The sequence below is a fragment of the Streptomyces sp. NPDC058307 genome (assembly GCF_042880295.1).
Lineage (GTDB): Bacteria > Actinomycetota > Actinomycetes > Streptomycetales > Streptomycetaceae > Streptomyces.
Genome location: NZ_JBHVYZ010000096.1, coordinates 1 through 22,813, shown reverse-complemented (window position 1 = coordinate 22,813; position 22,813 = coordinate 1). Strand labels below are relative to the sequence as shown.

The 22,813-nt window shown below is 69.8% G+C and carries 22 protein-coding genes; 11 read left to right on the top strand and 11 right to left on the bottom strand.

What is annotated here, in order from left to right:
• Window positions 1-1,068: 1,068 nt before the first annotated feature.
• The 3 genes from ACFVYN_RS38720 to ACFVYN_RS38710 are packed head-to-tail and all read left to right on the top strand — an operon-like array spanning window position 1,069 to window position 3,277.
• Window positions 1,069-2,142, top strand: coding sequence for a Rieske 2Fe-2S domain-containing protein (locus ACFVYN_RS38720; protein WP_390007036.1), 1,074 nt, complete (start codon window positions 1,069-1,071; stop codon window positions 2,140-2,142).
• On the top strand, window positions 2,139-2,342 hold the full coding sequence (locus ACFVYN_RS38715) for a hypothetical protein (RefSeq protein ID WP_390007034.1): 204 nt from the start codon (window positions 2,139-2,141) through the stop codon (window positions 2,340-2,342). Before ACFVYN_RS38720 ends, ACFVYN_RS38715 begins: the two co-directional genes overlap by 4 nt.
• Window positions 2,339-3,277 (top strand): PDR/VanB family oxidoreductase, encoded by a 939-nt coding sequence (locus ACFVYN_RS38710; RefSeq protein ID WP_390007033.1) that lies wholly within the window; start codon window positions 2,339-2,341, stop codon window positions 3,275-3,277. Before ACFVYN_RS38715 ends, ACFVYN_RS38710 begins: the two co-directional genes overlap by 4 nt.
• On the opposite strand, the gene ACFVYN_RS38705 is transcribed toward ACFVYN_RS38710, so the two are convergent.
• Complete coding sequence (locus tag ACFVYN_RS38705; protein ID WP_390007032.1) at window positions 3,192-4,046, bottom strand: IclR family transcriptional regulator C-terminal domain-containing protein; 855 nt, start codon at window positions 4,044-4,046, stop codon at window positions 3,192-3,194. The genes ACFVYN_RS38710 and ACFVYN_RS38705 overlap by 86 nt on opposite strands.
• A 144-nt stretch (window positions 4,047-4,190) precedes the next feature.
• Between ACFVYN_RS38705 and ACFVYN_RS38700 the strand changes: the two genes are divergently transcribed.
• The 4 genes from ACFVYN_RS38700 to ACFVYN_RS38685 are packed head-to-tail and all read left to right on the top strand — an operon-like array spanning window position 4,191 to window position 7,559.
• Window positions 4,191-5,162 carry an ABC transporter substrate-binding protein gene (locus ACFVYN_RS38700; protein ID WP_390007031.1) on the top strand — a complete coding sequence of 324 codons (972 nt, stop codon included), beginning with the start codon at window positions 4,191-4,193 and terminating at the stop codon, window positions 5,160-5,162.
• Window positions 5,159-5,932 carry an ABC transporter permease gene (locus ACFVYN_RS38695; RefSeq protein ID WP_390007029.1) on the top strand — a complete coding sequence of 258 codons (774 nt, stop codon included), beginning with the start codon at window positions 5,159-5,161 and terminating at the stop codon, window positions 5,930-5,932. The genes ACFVYN_RS38700 and ACFVYN_RS38695 overlap by 4 nt, the downstream gene beginning before the upstream one ends.
• Window positions 5,929-6,708, top strand: coding sequence for an ABC transporter permease (locus tag ACFVYN_RS38690; protein ID WP_390007027.1), 780 nt, complete (start codon window positions 5,929-5,931; stop codon window positions 6,706-6,708). Before ACFVYN_RS38695 ends, ACFVYN_RS38690 begins: the two co-directional genes overlap by 4 nt.
• Window positions 6,709-6,734: 26 nt before the next feature.
• Entirely contained in the window at window positions 6,735-7,559 is an 825-nt protein-coding gene (locus ACFVYN_RS38685; RefSeq protein ID WP_390007025.1) for an ABC transporter ATP-binding protein, read from the top strand.
• Here ACFVYN_RS38685 and ACFVYN_RS38680 read toward each other — a convergent pair.
• From ACFVYN_RS38680 to ACFVYN_RS38650, 7 genes are all read right to left on the bottom strand, one after another.
• Window positions 7,528-9,687, bottom strand: coding sequence for a discoidin domain-containing protein (locus ACFVYN_RS38680; RefSeq protein WP_390007023.1), 2,160 nt, complete (start codon window positions 9,685-9,687; stop codon window positions 7,528-7,530). The two genes, ACFVYN_RS38685 and ACFVYN_RS38680, sit on opposite strands and share 32 nt — an antisense overlap.
• A 33-nt stretch (window positions 9,688-9,720) precedes the next feature.
• The gene (locus ACFVYN_RS38675) at window positions 9,721-11,304 is read right to left on the bottom strand and encodes a glycoside hydrolase family 13 protein (protein ID WP_390007022.1); all 1,584 of its coding nucleotides are present in this window, start codon (window positions 11,302-11,304) and stop codon (window positions 9,721-9,723) included.
• Between the two features lie 32 nt (window positions 11,305-11,336).
• Window positions 11,337-12,197 (bottom strand): carbohydrate ABC transporter permease, encoded by an 861-nt coding sequence (locus ACFVYN_RS38670; RefSeq protein ID WP_390007020.1) that lies wholly within the window; start codon window positions 12,195-12,197, stop codon window positions 11,337-11,339.
• Entirely contained in the window at window positions 12,194-13,150 is a 957-nt protein-coding gene (locus tag ACFVYN_RS38665; protein WP_390007019.1) for a carbohydrate ABC transporter permease, read from the bottom strand. The genes ACFVYN_RS38670 and ACFVYN_RS38665 overlap by 4 nt, the downstream gene beginning before the upstream one ends.
• Window positions 13,151-13,155: 5 nt before the next feature.
• Window positions 13,156-14,502: an ABC transporter substrate-binding protein gene (locus ACFVYN_RS38660; RefSeq protein WP_390007017.1), complete on the bottom strand. Its 1,347-nt coding sequence runs from the start codon at window positions 14,500-14,502 to the stop codon at window positions 13,156-13,158.
• Window positions 14,503-14,805: 303 nt separating this feature from the next.
• Window positions 14,806-15,801 carry a LacI family DNA-binding transcriptional regulator gene (locus ACFVYN_RS38655; RefSeq protein ID WP_390007016.1) on the bottom strand — a complete coding sequence of 332 codons (996 nt, stop codon included), beginning with the start codon at window positions 15,799-15,801 and terminating at the stop codon, window positions 14,806-14,808.
• Window positions 15,802-15,958: 157 nt separating this feature from the next.
• The gene (locus tag ACFVYN_RS38650; protein ID WP_390007015.1) at window positions 15,959-16,609 is read right to left on the bottom strand and encodes a hypothetical protein; all 651 of its coding nucleotides are present in this window, start codon (window positions 16,607-16,609) and stop codon (window positions 15,959-15,961) included.
• Window positions 16,610-16,833: 224 nt separating this feature from the next.
• Between ACFVYN_RS38650 and ACFVYN_RS38645 the strand changes: the two genes are divergently transcribed.
• Both ACFVYN_RS38645 and ACFVYN_RS38640 read left to right on the top strand, forming a co-directional pair.
• Window positions 16,834-17,490, top strand: coding sequence for a helix-turn-helix domain-containing protein (locus ACFVYN_RS38645; protein WP_390007013.1), 657 nt, complete (start codon window positions 16,834-16,836; stop codon window positions 17,488-17,490).
• 32 nt (window positions 17,491-17,522) lie between these two features.
• The gene (locus ACFVYN_RS38640; protein ID WP_390007037.1) at window positions 17,523-18,053 is read left to right on the top strand and encodes a toxin-antitoxin system, toxin component; all 531 of its coding nucleotides are present in this window, start codon (window positions 17,523-17,525) and stop codon (window positions 18,051-18,053) included.
• Window positions 18,054-18,072: 19 nt separating this feature from the next.
• On the opposite strand, the gene ACFVYN_RS38635 is transcribed toward ACFVYN_RS38640, so the two are convergent.
• On the bottom strand, window positions 18,073-19,071 hold the full coding sequence (locus tag ACFVYN_RS38635) for an alpha/beta fold hydrolase (RefSeq protein WP_390007011.1): 999 nt from the start codon (window positions 19,069-19,071) through the stop codon (window positions 18,073-18,075).
• A gap of 242 nt (window positions 19,072-19,313) precedes the next feature.
• Here ACFVYN_RS38635 and ACFVYN_RS38630 point away from each other — a divergent pair, with 242 nt between their 5' ends.
• Window positions 19,314-19,553, top strand: coding sequence for a hypothetical protein (locus tag ACFVYN_RS38630; protein WP_390007009.1), 240 nt, complete (start codon window positions 19,314-19,316; stop codon window positions 19,551-19,553).
• Window positions 19,554-19,575: 22 nt separating this feature from the next.
• On the opposite strand, the gene ACFVYN_RS38625 is transcribed toward ACFVYN_RS38630, so the two are convergent.
• Window positions 19,576-20,256, bottom strand: a complete 681-nt coding sequence (locus ACFVYN_RS38625) for a 4'-phosphopantetheinyl transferase (protein WP_390007008.1) — start codon at window positions 20,254-20,256, stop codon at window positions 19,576-19,578.
• Window positions 20,253-21,113, bottom strand: coding sequence for a metallophosphoesterase family protein (locus ACFVYN_RS38620; protein WP_390007006.1), 861 nt, complete (start codon window positions 21,111-21,113; stop codon window positions 20,253-20,255). The genes ACFVYN_RS38625 and ACFVYN_RS38620 overlap by 4 nt, the downstream gene beginning before the upstream one ends.
• A 263-nt stretch (window positions 21,114-21,376) precedes the next feature.
• Between ACFVYN_RS38620 and ACFVYN_RS38615 the strand changes: the two genes are divergently transcribed.
• Entirely contained in the window at window positions 21,377-22,513 is a 1,137-nt protein-coding gene (locus ACFVYN_RS38615; RefSeq protein ID WP_390007005.1) for an ATP-grasp domain-containing protein, read from the top strand.
• Window positions 22,514-22,813 lie beyond the last annotated feature (300 nt).

Genomic DNA, 22,813 nt, shown 5'->3' with positions numbered 1-22,813 from the left:
GACAGCATCACCCGCCCCGGGCAGTGGAACCCGGCGCCCACCCGACGCGACAGCCTGGCCACCGGCCTGCCCGGCACCAGCTCCGGAAAGCAAAAGGGTCCACCGACTCCGTCGGCGGACCCTAACGAAAGATCGAGACTGGGCTCCAACGGATACACGAGGCGGTGTTTGACGACTACTCCAAACTTTGGGGACCGGTCCCGGGAATAAACACTAAGGTCGGCGATCTCGCCTGCGCCTGACGCCCACCTCCACCTTCCGGAGCCTTGGATGATCTTTGGTATCCCCATCTTGTGCATCTTCGCCTGGATGGCCTGGTCGGTCTTTCGGATGAGTCACCTGGCCCCCTGGCGTCAGTGGCTGCCTGCGATACTGCTTGCGGCTGCTGTGTCCTCCTGGCTTCTCATCGGGGCTTTCGGTGCCTCCGACTTGCTGCTGTTGTATCTACCCATCTGCCTCTCACTGGCATCGTGGGCCGTGAGTCTGCGAGAGCGCCGCGCGGCGAGCAAGCGCGAGCGTGTCGAGGAGCCCAACTGAGACCAGTCGGGTTCGTGTACTCGTGAATAAGAAGCCGTACCTCAACCGACCTTGGAACGTGTGGATCGAACGGAGTTCCTAGCCGGTGATCTTCCGGCGGTACGCGCGTGAAGCCAGGCGCGAGTGCCCGTTTGTGGTTGTTGCGAGGTGAGTTGAGGGCTTTGAGTTCAAGTCGGGCTAGCCTGACGGGCCCTGCTCGCTCGATGGTGAGGAGAGTAAGTTCCCACTCTGATAAACGCTGTTGATGTCCGCCCGCGCGTGTACTACAGGACCATCCAGATCGGCCCCGTCCTCTTCGAGCAAGCACCGGCGGAGGACGACATTGTTCAGATCCCCGGGGAAGGCGGCCGCATCACGCGGCACTCAACTCTGGCGACTGGGGGTTGACAGAGCAACGCTCTGAGCAGCGTCTTTACAGAAGTTCTTCCGTCTGGCAGAAGCCGTCTTGCCGAGCCGCGGCAAGCCTCGGGACCCTGCTTCCAACCACGGCACGCGGGGCGACGAAGCCCCGCCGACAGGGACGGGAACCCCATGCCTCACACCACCGCCTTCGCCAGGAACCAGTGGTACGTCGCCGCCTACAGCCACGAGGTGGGCCGCGAGGAGTTGCTCGGCCGGACGATCCTCGGTGAACCGCTCGTCTTCTACCGGACCGAGGAGGACGGCACGCCCGTCGCGCTCGCCGACCGGTGTGTGCACCGCCGGTTCCCGCTGCACGAGAAGCCGAGCCGGCTCGACGGCGACCGGATCGTGTGCGGGTACCACGGGTTCACGTACGACACCACGGGCACCTGTGTGTACGTGCCGGGCCAGAAGCGCGTACCGCGTACCGCGCGCGTCGCCTCCTACCCGGTCGTCGAGCTGGACTCCCTGATCTGGGTGTGGATCGGCGACCCAGCGCTCGCCGACGCCGACACCATCCCGCGCGCCAGGCACCTCGACTCCCCCGGCTGGGTCACCGTCCGCGGCATGGAGCCGATCGACGCCGACTACGGCCTCCTGGTCGACAACCTCCTCGACCTCTCCCACGAGACCTATCTGCACGGCGGTTACATCGGCACCCCCGAGGTCGCCGAGACGCCGATCACCACGGAGGTCGACGAGGGCGCGGGCATCGTACGGGTGAGCCGGCACATGGACGACGCCGCATGCCCGCCGTTCTACGCCAAGTCCACCGGCATCGAAGGCCGGATCACCCGCTGGCAGGACATCGAGTACCACGCGCCCTGCCTCTATCTGCTGCACAGCCGGATCGCCCCGGTCGGTGTGCTCCCCGAGGCCGACGGCAGCGACCCGAACGGCTTCCACACCGAGATCACGTACGCCATCACGCCGTCGAGCGACGGTCACGTGTACGACTTCTGGATGGTCTCGCGTGACTGGGCGACCGAGGACGCCGAGGTCACCGAGTTCCTGCGGGGCAACAACCACACCGTCGTCATGCAGGACGTCAACGCGCTCAACCTGCTCCAGCGGACGCTCGGCACCGAGCGCTCCGGTTACCAGGAGCTCAGCATCAACATCGACACCGGCGGTCTCGCCGCCCGCCGTATCCTCGCCCGTCTCGTCGAGGAGGGCGACAAGCCCGTGGAGAAGGTCCTGTGAGTGCGGGAGCCACCGGGGAGATCTACCGCATCGACTGGCTGCCCGGCACCGATGTCCTGCACGGCACCTGTCACTGCGGCCGCGAGCACACCTCGCAGGACCCGATCGAGATGTGGGAGTGGATGCTCGCGCACCCGAACGGGCACGCCCCGCAGGGACGCGAGACTGAAGGAAACGAGCCGCAAGGAAACAGCTCATGAGTGACGCGTACGAAGCCGAACTCGTCGTCGACCGCAGGGACCCGGCGGCCGACGGCGTGCTCGCCCTCACCCTGCGCCACCCGCTGGGCGAGCAGCTCCCGCCGTGGGAGCCCGGCGCCCACATCGACGTGGTGCTCGGCCCCGGCCTGGAGCGGCAGTACTCCCTGTGCGGCGACCCGGCCGACCGCACCGCCTGGCGGATCGCCGTCCTCCGCGAGCCTGCCGGGCGCGGCGGATCCGCCCATGTGCACGAGCAGTTGAGGCAGGGCCACAAAGTCCGGGTACGCGGGCCGCGCAACCACTTCGCCCTGCGGCCCGCGCCCCGTTACCGGTTCATCGCGGGCGGCATCGGCATCACCCCGATCCTGCCCATGCTCGCGGCGGCGGAGGCCGAGGGCGCCGAGTGGACCCTGCTGTACGGCGGACGGACGCGCCAATCCATGGCGTTCACCGAGGAGTTGGGCCGCTACGGGGATCGCGTGACCGTCGCTCCCCAGGACGAGACCGGGCTCCTGGACCTCGCCTCGGTGCTGGACGGCGTTCCCGAGGGCACCCTCGTCTACTGCTGCGGGCCCGGTCCGCTGCTCGACGCGGTGGAGGCGCGCTGCCCGGCCGGACTGCTGCACGTGGAGCGGTTCACGCCGAAGGCGCAACTGGAGGGCGAGAACACGGAGTTCGAGGTCGAACTCGCCCAGACCGGCACGACGGTCACCGTCCCTGCGGACGTCTCCGTGCTCGACGCCGTGCGCGCCTCCGGTGTCGAGGTGCTGTTCTCGTGCACCGAGGGCACCTGCGGCACCTGTGAGACCGACGTCCTCGACGGCACCCCGGACCACCGGGACTCCGTGCTCACGGACGAGGAGCGGGAGGCCGGGGAGACGATGATGATCTGTGTGTCCCGGTGCCGGGGGAAGAAGCTCGTGCTGGACCTGTAGCCATCCGGAGGTCGGCCTCGATGCCGGCGACCGTCTCCAGCAGCGGCGGCAGCAGATCCCGCCGTACCGCGGCGAGTGTCGTACGCCCCGCCTGTACGGGGATGTTGACCGCCGCCACCACCTCGCCGTCCCGGTCCCGCACCGGGGCGGCGATCGAGCGCAGCCCCTCCTCCAGCTCCTGGTCGACGAGGGCGTATCCCTGCCTGCGCACCCGCTCCAGCTCGGTCCGCAGCAGCGCGAGGGAGTCGATCGTGCGCGCGGTGAGCGGAGTCAACTCGACGCGCGCGAGGCGTACTTCGATCTCCTCCTCCGGCAGGTACGCGAGCATCACCCGCCCGACGGAGGTGACATGGGCCGGGAAGCGGGTGCCGACGGTGACCGCCACGGTCATGATGCGGCGCGCGGGCACCCGGGCCACGTACACGATGTCGTCGCCGTCGAGCACGCACAGGGACGACGACTCCCTTGTCCTGTCGACGAGTTGCTCCAGATGCGGTTCGGCGATCTGGGCCAGCGAGAAGCTCGACAGGTAGGAGTAGCCGAGTTCGAGGACGCGTGGGGTGAGCCGGTAGGTGCGGCCGTCGGCGCGGACGTATCCGAGATCGGCCAGGGTCAGCAGGAAGCGGCGGGCCGCCGCGCGGGTGAGTCCACAGGCGCGGGCGACCTCACTGAGGGTCAGTTCCCGGTGGTCGGCGTCGAAGGAGCGGATCACGGCGAGGCCGCGCTCCAGGGAGCGGACGAAGTGAGGGGCGCGGTCTGCTTCGGGCATCGTCGCCTCCGATGAGCAACTGTCAACAATATTGTCAGCCAAAGGTGTTGACCCGACCCCCGAGAGCCCCATACCTTTCGCCCTGAGCACCACTGTGCGGTCTGCGCACACCTGTCGGAACAACAAGTCTGCACAGGAGGAGCCATGCGTCGTCTGTTAGCCGCCCTCGCGGCCGGAGCGTTCCTGGTCACCGCGTCGGCCTGTGGTTCGTCCGACGACTCGGGGGGCTCGGACTCGGGATCGTCGTCCGCCGGCACCACCACCGTCAAGCTCGGCCTGATTCCGATCGTCGATGTCGCGCCGGTCTATCTGGGCCAGAAGAAGGGCTTCTACGACAAGCACGGCCTGAAGCTGGAGATATCGAACGCGGCCGGCGGCGCGGCGATCGTGCCCGGGGTCGCCAGCGGGCAGTTCCAGTTCGGTTTCTCCAATGTCACCTCCCTGCTGATCGCACAGTCCTCCGGGGTGCCGATCAAGGCGGTCTCCAACGGCATCGCCTCAACGGGCGTGGAGGGCAAGGACTTTGCGGCCATCGCGGTGAAGAAGGGCAGCTCGATCACGTCCGCGAAGGGCCTGGAGGGCAAGAAGGTCGCCATCAACACGCTGAAGAACATCAACGAGTCCGCGGTGCGCGAGTCGGTCCGCAAGTCCGGCGGCGATCCGGACAAGGTGACGTTCGTGGAGCTGGCCTTCGACCAGATGCCGGCCGCGCTCGACGGCGGCCAGGTCGACGCGGCCTGCGCGGTCGAGCCCGCGCTCGCCACCATCAAGAGCCAGGGCGGCCAGGTGATCGCCTCCCCGCTGGTGGACGTGGCCAAGGACACCACGGTCGCCATGTACTTCACCTCGACGCGCTACCAGCAGCAGCACGCCGACGTGGTGAAGAAGTTCCAGGAGGCCACCGCCGAGTCCCTGGCCTACGCGGACGCCCACCCGGACGAGGCACGTCAGATCATCACGACGTACACCAAGATCCCGGCGGCGGTGCTGGCGCAGGTGACCCTGCCGAAGTGGCCGGCCGAGCCCAACAAGGCCTCCATCGAGGCGCTGGCGAAGCTGGGCCAGAGCGACGGGTTCTTCAAGAAGACCCCCGACGTGGACGCGCTCCTTCCGTGAGGTTCCAGAACGCGGCGCTGGGCGCCGCCGGGCTCGCGGCCTTCCTCGCCCTGGGTGAGGCGGTGCCACGGCTCGGTCTGGTCAAGGAGGAGTACTTCCCGCCGACCAGCCGGATCGCGCGCGCCTTCGCCGACGAGCTCTCCGACGGCACCTTCTGGACGGCGCTCGGTGACACCCTCACCGGCTGGGCCCTGGGCCTGGCCATCGCCGCCTCGGCGGGGATCGTCATCGGCGTGATCATCTCGGTCGTGCCGTATCTGCGCGAGGCGACGGCCTCGACGATCGAGTTCCTGCGCCCGATCCCCTCGGTCGCCCTCATCCCGCTGGCGGTGCTGCTGTACGGCAGCGAACTGCGCTCGGTGCTGTTGCTCGTCGTGTACGCCAGTTTCTGGCAGGTCCTCATCCAGACGCTCTACGGCGTCCAGGACGTCGACCCGGTCGCCGACGAGACGGCCCGCTCGTACGGTCTCGGCACCTGGGCGCGGATCCGGCACGTCCTGTGGCCGACCGCGCTGCCGTATGTGATGACCGGGGTGCGACTGGCCGCGGCCGTCGCGCTGATCCTCGCCATCACCGGTGAACTGGTCATCGGGGCGCCGGGGTTGGGCGCCCGGATCGGGGTGGCGCAGAACTCGCAGGCGGTGCCGGAGATGTACGCGCTGATCGTCGTGACCGGCCTTCTGGGGCTGCTCATCAACGTCGGCGCGCGTACCGTGGAGCGACGGGCGCTGGCCTGGCACCAGTCGGTGCGCGGGGAGGTGGCGGTGTGAAGCGACTCGCTCTGCGGCTCTTCTTCGTGCTCGCGCTGCCCGCGCTGCTGGTCGTGGTCTGGTGGCTGGCCTCGGACGGCAGCACCGACGTCTTCTGGCCGCCGCTGCGCACGATCCTCAAGACCTTCCCGGACGTGTGGACCGCCGACCGCCTGCGCGACGACGTCCTGCCCAGCCTCTGGCGCCTGGCGGCCGGTTACGCGCTGGCGGCCGTCGTCGGAGTCGCGGTCGGCACGGTGATCGGCTCCTACCGGCGGGTGCGGGCGGTGTGCGAACCGGTCCTGGAGTTCCTGCGGGCGGTCCCGCCGCCGGTCCTGATCCCGGTCATCATGCTGTTCGCGGGCATCGGCGACACCATGAAGGTCACCGTGATCGCGAGCGGCTGCGTCTGGCCGGTCCTGCTCAACACCGTCGAGGGCGTACGCGCGGTCGACCCGGTGATGCTGGAGACGGCCCGCTCCTACGGCATCACCGGCCCCTCGCGCCTGCGCGACCTGGTGCTGCGCTCGGCCAGTCCGCAGATCTTCGCCGGCCTGCGCCAGGCACTGTCGATCGGCATCATCCTGATGGTCATCAGCGAGATGTTCGCGGCCAGCAACGGCATCGGCTTCACCATCGTCCAGTTCCAGCGCAGTTTCGCGGTCCCCGACATGTGGACCGGGATCCTCGTCCTGGGCCTCCTCGGGTTCGTCCTCTCCGTCGTCTTCCAGCTGGTCGAGCGGCGGGTCCTCGCCTGGTACCACGGCCTGCGCGCCTCGGCCCGGCGGTCCCCGTGAACGACCCGAACGTGAAAGGGCGGTCCATGCACCCGCTTCTCGACGTGTCCGGCCTGAAGAAGGTCTACGAGGGGTCAGGCCGCCGCGTGGAGGCGGTACGCGATCTCACCTTCACCGTCGACGCGGGCGAACTCGTCTGTCTCGTCGGCCCCTCGGGCTGCGGCAAGACGACCCTGCTGAAGTGCATGGGCGGGCTGCTCACGCCGACGGCCGGCGAAGTCCACCTGTCGGGACGCAAAGTGACCGGTCCCCCGCCCGGGATGGCCTTCGTCTTCCAGGAGTACGGCCGCAGCCTCTTTCCCTGGATGCGCGTCGCCGACAACGTCGAACTCCCCCTGAAGCAGAAGAACTTGACCAAAACGCGACGCCGGGAGCTGGTCACCGACGCACTGGAGTCGGTGGACCTCTCGGACGCCGCCTCGGCGTATCCCTGGCAGCTCTCCGGCGGGATGCAGCAGCGTGTCGCGATCGCCCGCGCCCTCGCGTACGAGCCCGAAGTCCTGCTGATGGACGAGCCGTTCGCGGCCGTGGACGCCCAGACCCGCGCCGACCTGGAGGATCTCGTACGACGACTGTGGCGGGAGCGCGGCATCACGATCCTGTTCGTCACCCATGACATCGACGAGGCCGTGTACCTGGGCGAACGCGTGATCGTGCTGTCCGCCTCCCCCACGGTCGTACAGGAGCAGCTGAAGGTCGATCTGCCGGACGAGCGGGACCAGATCCACACGCGGGTGGCCCCGCGCTTCGCCGAACTGCGCACCCATGTGTACGAGCAGATCCAGGCGGCCAAGCGCGGGGTGGTGCGGGACGCTCCGGTCACGAAGTCCGATACGCCTCCACTTCACTGAACTGTCCGGCCGGCCAGCCGGTGTTCGCGCTCACCGACAGGCGCAGATACCGCACATTGGTGCCGGGCAGCGTGACGGTGGCCGTGTTGCCGGTCGCCGGGTCGAAGCGGTAGCCCTGGGCGCCGACGACGGTGTTGAAGGTGCTGCCGTCGGTGCTGCCCAGCACGGTGACGGTCTGGGTGCGGGCCTGCCAGGCGCTCTGCGGAGGCAGCTTCAGCACCAGCCTGCGCACCGGCTCGGCCGCTCCCAGGTCCACCGTCCAGGACTGCGGGAAGGCGTTGTTGGCGGACTCCCAGTAGCTGTTCGCGTCGCCGTCGACGGCCTTGCCGGGCGTGTAGACGTCCTGGGAGCCGCTCGCGGTGGCCGGACGGCCCTTGGCGAGGTTGCGGTTCGGGTCCGGGTCTGGGTTGCCCTGTCCCGGCTGCGGCCAGGTCGAGCAGTCCGACCAGGTGCTGCTCCAGCCGGAGTTGTTGCCGCCGTCGGTGAGGGTGAAGATGCCGGAGCTCGCGGGGTAGGGGCAGTTGTAGACGCCTGCCGCACCCACCGAGGTGGCCGTGACATTGCGGAAGGTGGCGGCGCCCTGGGCCTCCGCCTGCACGACGACCGTACCGGTGCCGCGGACGGTCGCGCCGTCCACGGCGACGTTGCGGACCGGGTACCCCTGTCCCCCGCCGGAGACGAACTCGAAGGCGCTGTACGGGCTGTCGGTGATGGTCGTGTTGGTGATGTTCACCGTGGCGTTGATGGCGCTGTCGTACGAGTCGACCCGCAGTGCCCCCATCGGGTGGTTCCAGTTGGGGTTCATCGCGCCGGTGCGGACGAGGGTGTTGCCGTCGACCGTGATGGTGCCGGACAGCGGGGAGAACGGGTCGAGGAACTTCTGGTTGGAGATCGCGATACCGCTGCCGAGGGCGTTGGTGTCGGAGACCAGGTTGTTCCTCACCGCGATGTCGGTACCGCCGTAGATCGCGATGCCGTTGGCGAGGTTCGGCTGGGTGACGGTGTTGTTCTCGAAGCTGCTGTTCGTGTCCGGCGCGTACAGGGACCACATGGCGAGCGCGTCGTCGCCCTGGTTGCGCAGGAAGTTGTTGCGGACCCGCACCCCGCGGGCGTTGCCGTTGAGGTTGAGGCCGTCGGCCGTCGTGTCGAGGAAGCGGTTGTTCTCCACGACGAGGTTGTCGTTGTTCCCCGTCAGCCAGAGGCCGACCTTCAGGTGCTGGAGCCACATCCCGGACACCGAACTCCCGGTGCCCAGGGAGCCGTTGACGAAGTTGTCCGGGTTCGAGTCGACGCGCTCGGTAACCTCGCCGACCACCGCGAAGTCCTTGATGTGGACGTTCCCCGAGGAGCCGGACTGGTCGATGAAGCGGGAGGAGTGCACGACCGAGTGCCAGCTTCCGGCGCCCTGGAGGGTGACGTTCTGGACGCCGCTGAGCGCGGACGTCAGCCGGTAGTCGCCCGGCGGGATCCAGACCACACCCCCTTGGGCGGCGGAGATCGCGTCCCGGAATGCCTGGGTGGAGTCGCCGTTCCCGGTGGGGTCGGCGCCCTTGGAGGTGACGGACACGGACCCGGCGGGCTGACCGGCGGCCGCCGCGACCTGCTCGAAGTCGGCCACGTCCACGGTGACCTGGGTGCCGGTCGACTCGAAGGCGACCTTGTCACCGGCCTGGACGTCCCGGCCGAGCAGGAGGCGGGCGTTGTCGAAGAAGTGGTGCGTCCTGGCGCCGGCGATCCAACCGGTGTCGACGTACGAGTACTTGGAGGTCACCGGGAGCGTCTTCGCGAGCCTGGTGCCGTTGACGTAGACGTTCAGCGTGCCCGACTGGCCGTCGGGGACGCTGCAGGCGACGTTCACGGCGTTGGCCGCGCGCGGCACGGTGAACTCGACGCGCTGGCCCGAGCCGAGCCGTACCGCCTGCCGCCCGGACGCCTCCGAGGCGAGCGTTCCCTGGGTGTAGTCGGGGCCGATCCTCGTGCCGGTCGTGGTGGCGGACTCGGCCTCGACCGAGGTGAAGGGCAGGGTGGCGCCCGCGGCCGCGTGGGCGGTGGGGGCCGTGGCGGTGAGGAGGCCGGCGGAGAGGGCCACCACCATCGTTGCTGGCATGCCCCTGACAGATCTGCGCATGTGCTGATCCCTTCGTGTGGGGGTGCTGCGGTCTCAGCCCCGTAGCCAGACCGCGGTGTCCTTCGGCAGTCGACCCTCGGAGTCCAAGGGGCCGCTGGAGAGAAGCAGTTCGGTGTGCTCGGGCAGGTCGGCGGGAGCGTCGGCGAGATTCACCACGCACCGGGCCTCTCCTGCGCGGGTGAAGGCGAGGACGCCCTCGGGGGCGGGCAGCCAGGTGAGCGGGCCGTCGCCGAAGACCGGCCGGATCCGGAGGGCCTCGCGGTAGAGGCTGAGCATCGACCCGGGGTCCGCCGCCTGCCGGTCGGCCGCGTACGAGGCCCAGTCGGCGGGCTGCGGCAGCCAGGGCTCGCCGCCGAACCCCGCGTGCGGCGCCCCGGCCGCCCACGGCAGCGGCACCCGGCATCCGTCCCGCCCGGGGTCCGTGCCACCGGAGCGGAAGTGCATCGGGTCCTCGATACGGTCGCGCGGGACGTCCGCCTCAGGCAGGCCCAGTTCCTCGCCCTGGTAGACGTAGACGGCTCCGGGCAGGGCGAGCGTGAGCAGGGCCGCCGCGCGGGCGCGCCGGGTGCCGAGGGCCAGGTCGGTCGGGGTGCCGAAGGCCTTGGCCGCGAAGTCGAAGCCGGTGTCCGTACGGCCGTAGCGGGTGACCGTGCGGGTGATGTCGTGGTTGCACAGCACCCAGGTGGCGGGGGCCCCGACCGGCGCGTGCTCGGCGAGGGTCGTGTCGATCGAGGTGCGCAGCCGCGCGGGGTCCCAGGGGCAGGACAGGAAGGAGAAGTTGAAGGCGGTGTGCAGTTCGTCGGGGCGCAGGTAGCGGGCGAAGCGTTCGGTGTCCGGGAGCCAGACCTCGCCGACGAAGACCGCGTCGCACTCATCGGCGACGGCCCGCCAGGAGCGGTAGATGTCGTGGAGTTCGTCGCGGTCGACGAAGGGGTGCGGGTCGGGGTGGAGAGCGAGGTCGGGCAGTTCGGGGTCCTTGGCGAGGAGGGCGGCCGAGTCGATGCGGACGCCCGCCACTCCCCGTTCGAACCAGAAGCGCAGGACGTCCTCGTGCTCCTGGCGGACGGCCGGGTGGGCCCAGTTGAGGTCGGGCTGTTGCGGGGTGAACAGGTGCAGGTACCAGTCGCCGTCGGGCAGCCGCGTCCACACCGGCTCGGCCGAGCCGACGAACTGCGACGGCCAGTCGTTGGGCGGGAGTTCACCCTGCTTGCCGCGTCCGCGCCGGAAGTGGAACAGCTCGCGTTCGGGGCTGCCCGGCCCCGCTTTCAAAGCCGCCCGGAACCAGGGGTGCTGGTCGGAGACATGGTTGGGCACGATGTCGACGATCGTGCGGATGCCCAGCTCTTGTGCCTCCGCGATGAGCTTCTCCGCCTCGGCGAGGGTGCCGAAGGCCGGGTCGATCGCGCGGTAGTCGGTGACGTCGTAGCCGCCGTCCTTCATCGGTGAGAGGTACCAGGGGCTGAACCACAGGGCGTCCACGCCGAGTTCGGCGAGATACGGCAGCCTGGCGCGGACTCCGGCGAGGTCGCCGGTGCCGTCCCCGTCGCCGTCGGCGAAGCTGCGGACGTAGACCTGGTAGATGACGGCTGAGCGCCACCACTCGGTGGGCTGTCCCACGGGGGGTCCCTTCTGTAGGCGGACGGACGGTGTCAGCCCTTCGTGCTGCCCGCGCTGATCCCGGCGACGATGTGCCGCTGGAAGACGAGGAACAGGGCGACCATCGGGATGCTGGCGATCACCATCGCGGCGATGAGCACGGTCAGTTGGATGTTCTGCGACAGCTGGACGAGGGCCACGCTGATGGGCTGCTTGTCGGTGTCGGAGAAGACCATCAGCGGCCACAGGAAGTCCTGCCAGACGGCGACCAGGGCGAAGATCGACACCACTCCGAGGACCGGCCGTGACATGGGCAGCACGATCGACCACAGGGTGCGCAGTTTTCCGGCGCCGTCGATCTCGGCGGCCTCCAGCACATCGCGCGGGAGCTGGTCGAAGAACCGCTTGAGCAGGTACAGGTTGAAGGCGTTGGCGACGGCCGGCAGCCAGATGGCCAGCGGGTCGTTCAGCAGTCCCAGGTCCGCCACGGTCAGGTACTTCGGTACGACCAGGGCCTGGGCCGGGACCATCAGCGTGGCGAGGATGCCGCCGAGGACCACCTTGCCGAAGACGGGCCTGAGCCGGGACAGGGCGTAGGCGGCTGCCGTGCACAGGACCAGCTGGAACGCCCAGGCACCGGCGGCCTGGACCACCGTGTTCCACAGGTGCTGCGGGAGCTGCATGAGGTCCCAGGCGTCGGTGTAGCCGCCGAGGTGCCACTGCTCGGGGACGAGGGTGGGCGGGGTGCGCGTCACCTCGTCCGGCGACTTCATCGCGCCGGTGACCATCCAGTACACCGGGAAGAGGAAGGCGAGCGCGAAGAGCACGACGACCGTGGCGAAGACGGTCCAGTAGAGGGCCCTGCCGCGCGGGCGGGCGAGCGTCGCCGGGGAGATCAGGGTGCGGGTGCTCATGCGAGGTCCCCTTCTCCGGACCGGGTCAGCCGCAGGTACACGGCGGAGAAGGCGCCCAGCAGCACCAGGAGCATGACGCTCAGGGCGCAGGCGCCGCCGAAGTCGTTGTAGAGGAAGGCGTACTTGTAGATCAGGTAGAGGACGGTGACCGTGGCGTTCTCCGGACCGCCGCCGGTGATCACGAACGGCTCGGTGAACACCTGCATGGTCGCGATGATCTGAAGGAGCATCAGCATGAGGATGACGAACCGCGTCTGAGGGATCGTCACATGGCGGACGCGCTGGAGGAGGCCCGCGCCGTCCAGTTCGGCGGCCTCGTACAGCTCGCCGGGGATGGACTGGAGGGCGGCGAGGTAGATCAGGACCGTGCCGCCCAGGTTGGCCCAGGTCGCCACGATCACCAGGGAGACGAGCGCGGTGTCGGCGCCGTTGGACCAGTTCGAGGTGGGCAGGTGCACAGAGCGCAGCGCCTCGTTGGCGAGGCCCGCTCCGGGGTCGTAGAACCACTTCCAGAGCAGGGCGCTGACCACCGGCGGGATCATGACGGGCAGGTAGACCACCACGCGGAAGAACGCCTTCGCGTGTCTGAGTTCATTGAGCACCAGCGCCATGACGAAGGGGACCGCGAAGCCGATGAGCAGGGCCAGCAGGGTGAAGGTGAGGGTGTTGCGCCAGGCGGCGGTGAACTCCGGGTCGTGCCAGACGCGGGTGAAGTTGGCGGTCCCGACCCATTCGGGCTCGGAGCCCGGCGTGTACTTCTGGAAGGCGATCACGACGGCGCGGATCGCCGGGTACCAGGAGAAGAGCGCGAAGCAGAGCAGTCCGCCGAGGAGGAAGCCGTAGGCGCGGGCCTGATCGGCGAGGCGGCGCCGCCTCCGGTCCCCTGCGGGAGGCGGCGCCTGTATCGGGGGTGCGGCGATGGCCGCGTGGGGCGGGCTGTCGACCGTCTTCATGGGGGTCAGCTCCGGGCCAGAATGCCGTCGATCTTGGTCGAGGCGTCCTTGAGGAGCTGGTCGATGTCGGCGTCCTTCTTGGTGAGGACGGCGGAGACGGCGCTGTCGAGGACGGAGTAGATCTGCTGGGCGTTCGGCGGCTCGATCTTCATCTTCAGGCTCTGGTTGCCGTCGAGGAAGGCCTGGTAGTTCTCCACGGGCACATTGGCGTTGGCCTTCTTGACCTGCTGGTCCTTGGCGTCGGCGGCGCCGGTGAACAGACGCGGCTCGGGGAGGCCGACCGGGGCGTCGGCCTTCTTGGCGCGGGCGTAGTCGCCGAGGAAGCCGGCGCCGGGCCTGAGGAACATGTGGTCGAGCCACTTCAGGGCCGCCCTGATCTGGTCGGGGCTCGCCTTCTTGTTGACCATGTAGCCGTCGCCGCCGATGAGCGTGCCCTTGCCGCCGGGCATGGGCGCGAGCGCGAGGTCCTTGTAGTCGCCGCCCTTCTCCTTGACCAGGATCGGGATGTTGTCCGGGGCGGAGAGGTACATGCCGAGCTTGCCCGAACCCATCATCTGCTGGGCGTCGTTGATGACGAGAAGCTGCTTGCTGCCCATGGAATCGTCGGTCCAGCGCATGTCGTGGAGGTTCTGGAGGACCGCGTGGCCCTCGGGGGTGTCGAGGCCGGCCTTCTTGCCGTCGGCGCTCACGACGTCGCCGCCCTGGGAGTACAGCTCGGCGGTGAAGTGCCAACCGCCCTGGTTCTGGGCGCTGTAGTCGGCGTATCCGACGGTGCCGCCACCGAGCGCGGCGATCTTCTTGGCGTCGGCGCGCACCTCCTCCCAGGTGGCCGGGGGCTGCTCGGGGTCGAGGCCGGCCTTCGCGAAGAGCTTCTTGTTGTAGATCAGGCCCATCGAGTAGCCGGTGCGCGGGATGCCGTAGATCTTGCCGTCGACCGTGTAGATGTCGCGGAGTTGCTGCTGGAGGGTGCCGTAGCTCTTCAACTCCTTGACGTACGGGGTGAGATCGGCCGCCTGGTTGATGTCCACGACGTGCCGGGCGTCGGTGAAGTACGTGTAGAAGACGTCCTCCATCTGCCCGCCGGCGAGCTTGGCGTCGAAGGTCTTGGGGTCCTGGCAGGGGAACGCGTCGTGCGCGACGACGTCGATGTGCGGGTGCTGCTTCTCGAAGGACGCGATGTCCTGCTCGAAGAACCGCCGGTCGACCTTGGCGCTCTTGGGCGGCATGCAGTTGACCGTGATGCGGGTCTTGCCGCTCGCCGTGTCGTCGCCCGATCCACAGGCGGAGACGGCGAGGGCAAGGGAACAGACACTGAGCGCGGCGACGGTACGGCGGTACCCGGTGCTTCTCATCGGTGGACCCCTCGTGGCAGGAGCGGTGGGCGCCGCACACTCAAGCACCGCCGACAACTGTCCGCAAGATGCCGCGCAGAATTTGAAATTATGCGACAGAGCGATGAGGGAGGGAGTCGATCACCGGCCGGGCAGCCGTGGGCGTGCCGGCCGGGCCGGCTGGGAGCTGACGGCCGTCTCCCGGGGGCGCACCGGACGAGAGCCGGCGCGCGCGGGTGCGTACCGCTCGGGCCGACCGGCGGACGAGGCCGCACCGGCAGCCGCCATGGGCTACGGCTGCGAGGTCATGGTGGACAGGGTCGTTCAGTCGCGAGGTGCTTGCGCGGTGGATCCCCGGACCACCAGCTCGGGCTCGAAGAGCAGTTCCTCGGGCGGTACGGCACTGCCGGCGACCTGCGCGTTCAGCAGCTCCACGGCGGCTCGGCCCATGGCCTCGATGGGCTGGCGGACGGTGGTCAGCGGGGGTTCGGTGCAGTTCATCAGGGCGGAGTCGTCGTAGCCGACGACCGACACCTGGCCCGGCACGTCGAGCCCCTTGCGGCGGGCGGCCCGGACGACGCCGAGCGCGAGGGGGTCGCTGGCGCAGATGAAGCCGGTGACCCCGCGGTCGATGAGCCGGGCGGCCGCCGCGTGCCCGCCCTCGATGGAGAACATGGCCCGCGCGACCCGCTCGTCGGGCAGCTCACCGAGCCCCCGCGCGGCGGCGAGCTTGCGTGCCGACGGGATGTGGTCCGCGGGTCCCAGCACGAGCCCGATCCGCTCGTGCCCCAGGGAGGCGAGATGCCGCCAGGCCTGTTCGACGGCGACCGCGTCGTCGCAGGACACGCCCGGGAAACCGAGGTCGTCGATGGACGCGTTGACCAGCACCACCGGGATGTTCCGGTCGGCGAGCCGCCGGTAGTGGTCGTGCGGCGCGTCCGCCTGGGCGTAGAGCCCGCCGACGAAGACGACACCGGAGACCTGCTGCTGCAGCAGCAGATCCACGTAGTCGGCCTCGGACACCCCGCCCTTGGTCTGCGTGCACAGCACCGGCGTCAGCCCGAGCTGGGCCAGCGACCCGCCGATGACCTCGGCGAACGCCGGGAAGATCGGGTTCTGGAGCTCCGGCAGCACCAGCCCCACGAGCCGGGCCCGCTCACCGCGCAACTGGGTGGGCCGCTCGTACCCGAGCACGTCCAGCGCGGATAGCACGGCCTGCCGGGTTCCCTCGGAGACCCCCGGTTTGCCGTTGAGCACCCGGCTGACCGTGGCCTCACTGACCCCGACCTTCTTGGCAACCTCGGCAAGTCGTCGCGTCATGCGCGCAAGAATAGCGCAAGAAATGCAAGTGGCTTGCGTAATGGGTCAACGACTGCGAAAGGGGGCCGGCCACTTGCGTATGGGGGCGGCCACTACTGACGGGGACCGGCCACTACTGACGAGGCGCCGTCGACGACCTGAACGCCGACGGTGCCCGTCAGGCCTCGGGGGTGGGCACCACCGTGAGGTGGGCCGCCGTGCGCCGCGGGCGGCGCCTGGTGGGAGCCGGGCGGAGCACCAGCGTCAGACGCGTGTAGCCGAGGTCGCGCAGGGTGCGCGGGGTCTCGTCCACGATCCGGCAGTCGGTGGCTCCCCAGCGCGGGTCGGGGTGCACCAGGGGGCGTACGGAGCCGTCGTGCTCCACGGCCTGTTCGCCGACCGCGCGGATCCAGTGCGGCAGGCCGTGCCGGTAGGCGGCGTCCATGATCGGGTCCTGGGCGATGTCCCGGCGGATCGCCTGGAGGCCGTGGTCGTGGCCGTGCCGCTCCACCGCGGCCGCGAAGTGCGCGAGCATCGGCAGACACCACCGCGACTCGTGATCGCCCAGGACGCTGCTCGCGTCGGGGTGGAAGAGGACGAACCGGAGGAAGTTGTCACCCGGCATGGCCGTCGGATGCGGACCCACGGCACGGAAAAGTGACGCGAAAGCGGTGTTGGCGAGAACGACGTCCCAGCGGTGGTCGAGGACGACGGACGGAAAGGGGACGGCTTCCAGGAGCGTGGTGTAGTCCTGAAGGTATGCCTGGGCTTCGAGCCCTTCGGGGACGGGCCGCAGTTCCGACCGCTGCCCACCTGCCTGATATGCCATCGGGAGGTCACCCCTCTTGCCTATGCGGCCTTCACGCGGCGCCTTGATCCTGCTTCTCCGGAGCAAGTCGTGTCAACTATCGTGGCATTCCGTGGCGGTTGACGGCTGAAATTGGCCACAGTTGTGGCGACACCTGGATGTGAGTTCGAACAACGGGCTACTCTCCGGGAAGTTCACGGCGACCGCCTGTGAGAAGTCGGGTGAGAGACGTAGGAGATCTGTCGGTGTCGGATGGCTTCGAGAGCCCGGACGGCGCGGCAACGGTCGTGCTGACGGCCGTCGTCGCCCGCGTCACCGCACTCGCCGACCGGCTCGGCGTGCCGCACGCGCAGGTCTTCGACACCGGCCGGCTGTCCGTCGCCTCCGGCGTCCCCGAACCCGTCGTCAAGGCCCTGCTGAGCGGGCGCCCGGCGGGTGAACCCGACGTCCAGGCGCGGTTCCTGCAGCGGCTGGACCTGTTGCGCCGCACCCGGCTGAAGCCCAACGGGCGCAAGTACACCCAGCAGGAGATCGCCGACGGCGCGGGCATGTCCCGGCAGCAGGCGGGCGCCCTCATCAACGGCGACCGGCGCCCCACCATGGAGCACTGCGACGCCATCCAGCGGTTCTTCCGTGTGCACGCCGGATTCCTTACGGCGGAGGACCCCGAGGCGCTCGCGGGGGCACTCCAGCACACCGAGCAGGAGCTCCTGCACAAGCTCGCCGACCGTGAGCGGGAGGCCGCGGCGGCCGCCCGCGACCCGCTGGAGCGGCTGCTGCAGGACCACGGCGTCCGCGGGATCGCCTGGCGGGCCGCGCAGCTGCCCACCGACCAGCACCGTGACAAGGTCGCCGAGTGGCTGGACATGCTCCTGGAGAGCGTCAAGCGGCCCGAGTCCTGATCCGGGAGAAAACTGTGGGCATCGGAAAGCACATGCGCCGCCTGAGCGGCGAGTTGGTGGCGGAGCTGGAACTCGACGCCCCGGCACGGCCCGAGGACCTCTACGGCGCCCTGTGCGACGCGATGAGCAGACGCCGGGGCCGCCCGGTCCACTTCCGTACGGCGCCCTTCCCGCCCGGCACGGCCAGCGGACTGTGGCTCGACATGGCCGACCAGGACCTCGTCGTCATCGAGGAACGTACCGCGCCCGACCACCAGTTGGTCATCCTCGGCCACGAGCTGTGGCACATGAACGCGGGCCACTGCTCCCACCACGTCGAGGGCGCCGCGGTCGCCGCCCGCCTCCTCCACGACGACGCCGACCTCCAGGCCACGGTCCGCAAGGTCGCCGCCCGCAGCCGCTTCGACCTCGACGACGAGCGGGAGGCGGAGAGCTTCGGCCTGCTGCTGGCCAGCAAGTGCCGGACCTGGCTGGCGGGTTCGCCGCTGCGCGGGCCGGCGCAGCGGGACCATCTGGCGGGGCGGATCGAGGTGTCGCTGGGGTATCTGGGGCCGCAGGGCTGAGAGTCCAGCGCGGCGACCGTCATGTGGCACTGCGCTCGCCGGCCTCCCTCAGCACGCTCCCCGGACCACCCTCGCGCAACAGCTCCCTCCAGTGGTCCCGGCTCCAGTCCGCCGGGGCGGTGGTGGCGGTGAACTCCTCGACCAGGGAGACGAAACGGGCGGGGTCGGTGTGGAAGGGGAAGTGTCCCGCGCCCTCGAAGATCTCCAGACGGCTGCCGGGCATCGCCTCGTGCGCCCCGAAGGCGTGCCGCACGGGCACCACGCTGTCCCGGTCGCCCCACAGCAGCAGGGTCGGCATGCCCTCGGTGAGATAGCAGCGGTCGAGCATGGTGACGACCTGGCCGCGCCAGTCGACGACCGCGCGCAGGGTGCGGATGAAGGCGTTGCGGGACGTCTCGTCGGGAAGGGCGTCGACGAGGTTCAGCAGGTCCGGGGCGTCCTGGCCGAGGTCGGTGTCCAGGAGCCTCATCAGGCGGACGGCGAGGCCCAGTTGGAGGCGCATGCCGGGCAGCCGCAGCGAGGACAGCATGAGGTGGGCGCCGGGCAGGGACACCAGCCGCAGCACGGGGTTGACCTCGCGGCCCACGCCGCCCGCGCTGACCAGGATGAGCCGCTCGGTGCGCTCGGGGAACTGGTAGGCGAACTGCATGGCCACTCCGCCGCCCAGGGAGTGTCCGACCAGGGTGGCCGACTCGATGCCCAGGGTGGTGAGCAGATCACGGACGCCGTTGGCGTACGCCGCCACGGAGTAGTCGGCGCGCGGCTTGTCGGAGTCGCCGTGGCCGAGCAGGTCGGGGGCGATCACGGTGTGGGTGCGGGCGAGGTCGGGAATCAGTTCGGCCCAGGTCGCCGAGGAGTCGCCGATGCCGTGGATGAGGACGAGCGGCGGTCCCTCACCCGCCATGCGGAAGGCACGGCGGTATCCGTGCACCATGCGGTACCGCAACTCCAGTTCTCCGTCGCCGACCGAGCGCAGCCGGACGGCGCGCACCGGGCGCCGTCGCGGGTCGTCGACCATGTGCTCGCCCTCCCGTCCTGGTGGCCGCCGTACCGCGGCCGAAAGCCCTTCCTCCCAGCGTAGGGCTGCTTTCCGCACGGGGATTTCGGTGAGGTTTCACCTCCGCTAAGCGGGCGAACGCACGGGCGCGGAAGCCGGATTGTCAGTGGGGGGCGGCAAGCTGGGGATGCACGCCCGTGCGGGGTGCGACCGACGTGCCCCGTCCGGGGGTGCGACCGACGCCGACTTGGGGAGAGCCGCCGATGCCCACCGCCGTACTGACCGACCGTGAGCGCACCGCCGTCCAGGCGTATCTGCGGTTGCTGCACACGGTCCGAGCCGCCTTCGACACCGCGGCCGGCCCACCCGACACCGCCCGACCGCCGGTCGTCCCGCCGTCGGTCCTCGCCGAGGCCGAACAGGCCTTGGCGGACGCGGGCCTCGCGGGCAACGAGGAGGCCTTCTTCAGGCTGCTGCAGAGTTGGTGTCCGCCGGAGTCCTAGCCGTACGACCCGCGCCGTGCGCTCAGGCGTGCGGCACGGTCACCGACGTCGCCACCAGGCCGCCCTGGACGGTCCAGTGGCCCTCCAGGACGCCGCGCCGCTCGCCGCCCACCAGGGGGCCGGGGACGAGGAGTTCGGCGCGCAGGGTGCCGCCGGCGGGCTGTCCGGGGTCGACCAGGATGTCTATGTCGGCCTCGGAGAAGTCCAGCCATGTGCCGGTGAGCGGGAACCACGCCTTGTAGACGGACTCCTTGGCGCTGAACAGCAGCCGGTCCCAGTGGACCAGGGGGTGCGCCACGGCGAGTTGGCGCAGCCGGACCCGCTCCCCCGGGAGGGAGACGCTCTCCAGCACGCCCTCCGGAAGCGGCCCGTGGGGTTCGGCGTCGATGCCGAGGGAGGCGAGGTCAGCGGCGCGGACCAGGGCGGCGGCGCAGTAATCGTCGCAGTGGGTCATGCTGCCGGTGAGTCCGGCCGGCCAGCGCGGGGCGCCGCGTTCCCCGGGCAGCACCGGCTGCGGCGGCACCCCGAGCTTCTCCATGGCACTGCGGGCGCAGGCCCGCACCACGGCGAACTCACGGCGTCGCTTGGGGACGGCGAGGGCGACGAGCGCGGCTTCCTCGGGGTACAGCGCGGCGTTCTCCGGCTCGTCGTGGCCGTACACCTCGACGGCCACCACCGAGTCGGGCAGGAGTTCCTCGATCACAGCGCGCCGACCTCCCCGGGCACGATCCGGCGCAGCCGTCCCGGCGGCTCGGCCCGCTTTCGCCACTCCCGTGGATAGCCCACCGACACCTCCTCGAAGCGGACGCCCTCGTGCCAGGTGGTCCGCGGGATGTGCAGATGGCCGTAGACCATGGTCTCGACGCGGAACCTGCGGTGCCAGTCGGCGGTCAGCGTGGTGCCGCACCACATCGCGAACTCGGGGTACCACAGGACGTCCGTCGGGTGCCGGTCCAGCGGATAGTGGTTGACCAGGACGGTGGGCAGGCCGTCGGGGAGCGCGGCGAGTCTGCGCTCAGTCTCGGCGACCCGGGCCCGGCACCAGGCCTCGCGGGACGGGTAGGGGTCGGGGTGCAGCAGGAACTCGTCGTTGCAGACGACGCCGGTGCCGTGCGCGTACTCCAGGCCCTGCTCCTTGGTGGTGCAGCCGGCGGGCAGGAAGGAGTAGTCGTACAGCAGGAACAGCGGGGCCACGGCGACGGGGCCGCCGGGGCCGTCCCAGACCGGGTAGGGGTCCTCGGGGGTGAGGACGCCGAGCTCCCGGCACATCTCGACGAGGTGCTCGTAGCGGGCGACCCCGCGCAGCGTGACGGTGTCCTTCGGGTGGGTCCACAGTTCGTGGTTGCCGGGGGCCCAGACGACCTGGCGGAAGCGGCCGGCGAGGGTCTCGAGGGCCCAGCGGACGTCGGCGACGGTCTCGGCGACGTCACCGGCCACCAGGAGCCAGTCGTCGTCGGTGCCGGGGCGCATCTCCTCGACGAGCCGGCGGTTCTCGGGATAGCCGATGTGCAGGTCGCTGACGGCTAGAAGCTGTGCCGCGTCACCGGCCGTAGACGTCACCTCTAGCCCCCTCCGAGCACCCGAGTGGGACCACGAGAACACATTTGTTTTCCCGGTACAAGTGCGGGCCGGGGCGGTGGCGCTTCATGATCGGAAATTCCGTAACACGGGCGTTGCACGCGTGGCCCCTCGAAAGCCGTATGATCGCCCCAACACCACCGCACGTACCTCCCTTCGCAAGGGGCGGTTTGGTGTCCCTCCAATCACCCTGCCCGGGCACGGGCCCGCTTCGCTGTGCCCGAAAACCCCGAAAGGCGGCCTGAATGCACTCTCGCGTACGCGTCTGGCTCAACCGCACGTACGCGGAGAACGTGTTCTTCATGGATCAGCTGCGGCGAAATCCCAGCGACAGAGCCGTCGAGATCCATGCGACGCACGCGGACGCCGACTCACCCGTGCTGGCGGCGGCAGACACCGCCGAGCTGGAGCCGGAGGGGCTGTCCCCCGCCGCCTACGTCGAGTACGCGCTCGACCAGTGCCACAAGCGGGGCATCGACGTGTTCGTGCCGCGGCTGCACCAGGCGGCGATCGTCGCCCACCGCGCCGACTTCACCGCGATCGGTACGGCGCTGCTCGCGCCGCCGCCGGAGGCCGTCGCCGTCTTCCACGACAAGGTGATCGCCTACGAGGCGGTCCAGGCCGTCGGTGTCCCGGTGCCGCCGTGGTGGCGGGTGCGGACCGCGGACGAGCTGGTCACGGCCGTCGAGAAGCTCGAGGCCGACGGCCACAAGGCCTGCTTCAAGCCCGCGTCCGGCGCGGGCGGGGTGGGCTTCCGGATCATCACGCGCGCCCCCTTCTCGCTCGCGCAGCTCAACGGCTTCCCGGGCCCGTACGTGTCCCTCGACATGGTCGTCGAGGCGCTGGACCAGTCCGGTGAGCAGGTGGACTGGCTGGTCATGCCGCGTCTCGAGCAGCCGGAGGTGTCCGTGGACACGCTCACCGGGCCGGACAACCGGGTGCGGCTGGCGATCGGCCGCACGAAGAACGGGCGGCGTCGCGGGTTCACGCAGGACGAGCAGTGGCTGGAGCCGGCGCGGCTGGTCGCCGAGGGGTTCGGGCTGCACTACCTCTCCAACATCCAGTTCCGGATGCTGGACGACCGGCCGGTGCTGATGGATGTGAACACGCGCCCGGCGGGCGGGTTGCACCAGCTGTCCCTGTGCGGGGTCAACGTGCCGTGGGCCGCGGTGCAGTTGGCGCTCGGGGAGGACACCGGAGTGATCGAGCCGCCGTTCCTGGGACAGGACTACACGGTGGTGTCCGGGGTGCGGCAGCTGCGACCGGTGTCGATTCCGGGTCAGCGGGAGGTTTCCGAGCCGTTGCCCGCGGTGCCCGCGCCCGCGGCTGCGACCGCTGAGCCCGTTGTCGTCCAGGCGGCGGGTCAGGTACTGCCGCTTTAGGTTGCCCCTCACCCTCACCCTCACCGGTATGGACCAATCCTGCCGCTCATCTTGACAGGCCGATTGGTCCATACCAACTTGGTTGCGCACCCCGCTGCACTCCCCCGCAGCTCTCAGCACTCCCGAACACCCCCATTTCTTCAGGGAGATCGCGTGCGCAACCCACTCAGACGTTCCAGACTCGTCGCCCTCCTCGGCTCCGCCGCACTGGCACTCGTCGGTGCTCTCGCTCTGCCCGGCACGGCTCAGGCGGCTCTACCTTCTTGATCGGGTTGATCGAGCCATTCGTAGGGTTGGGTC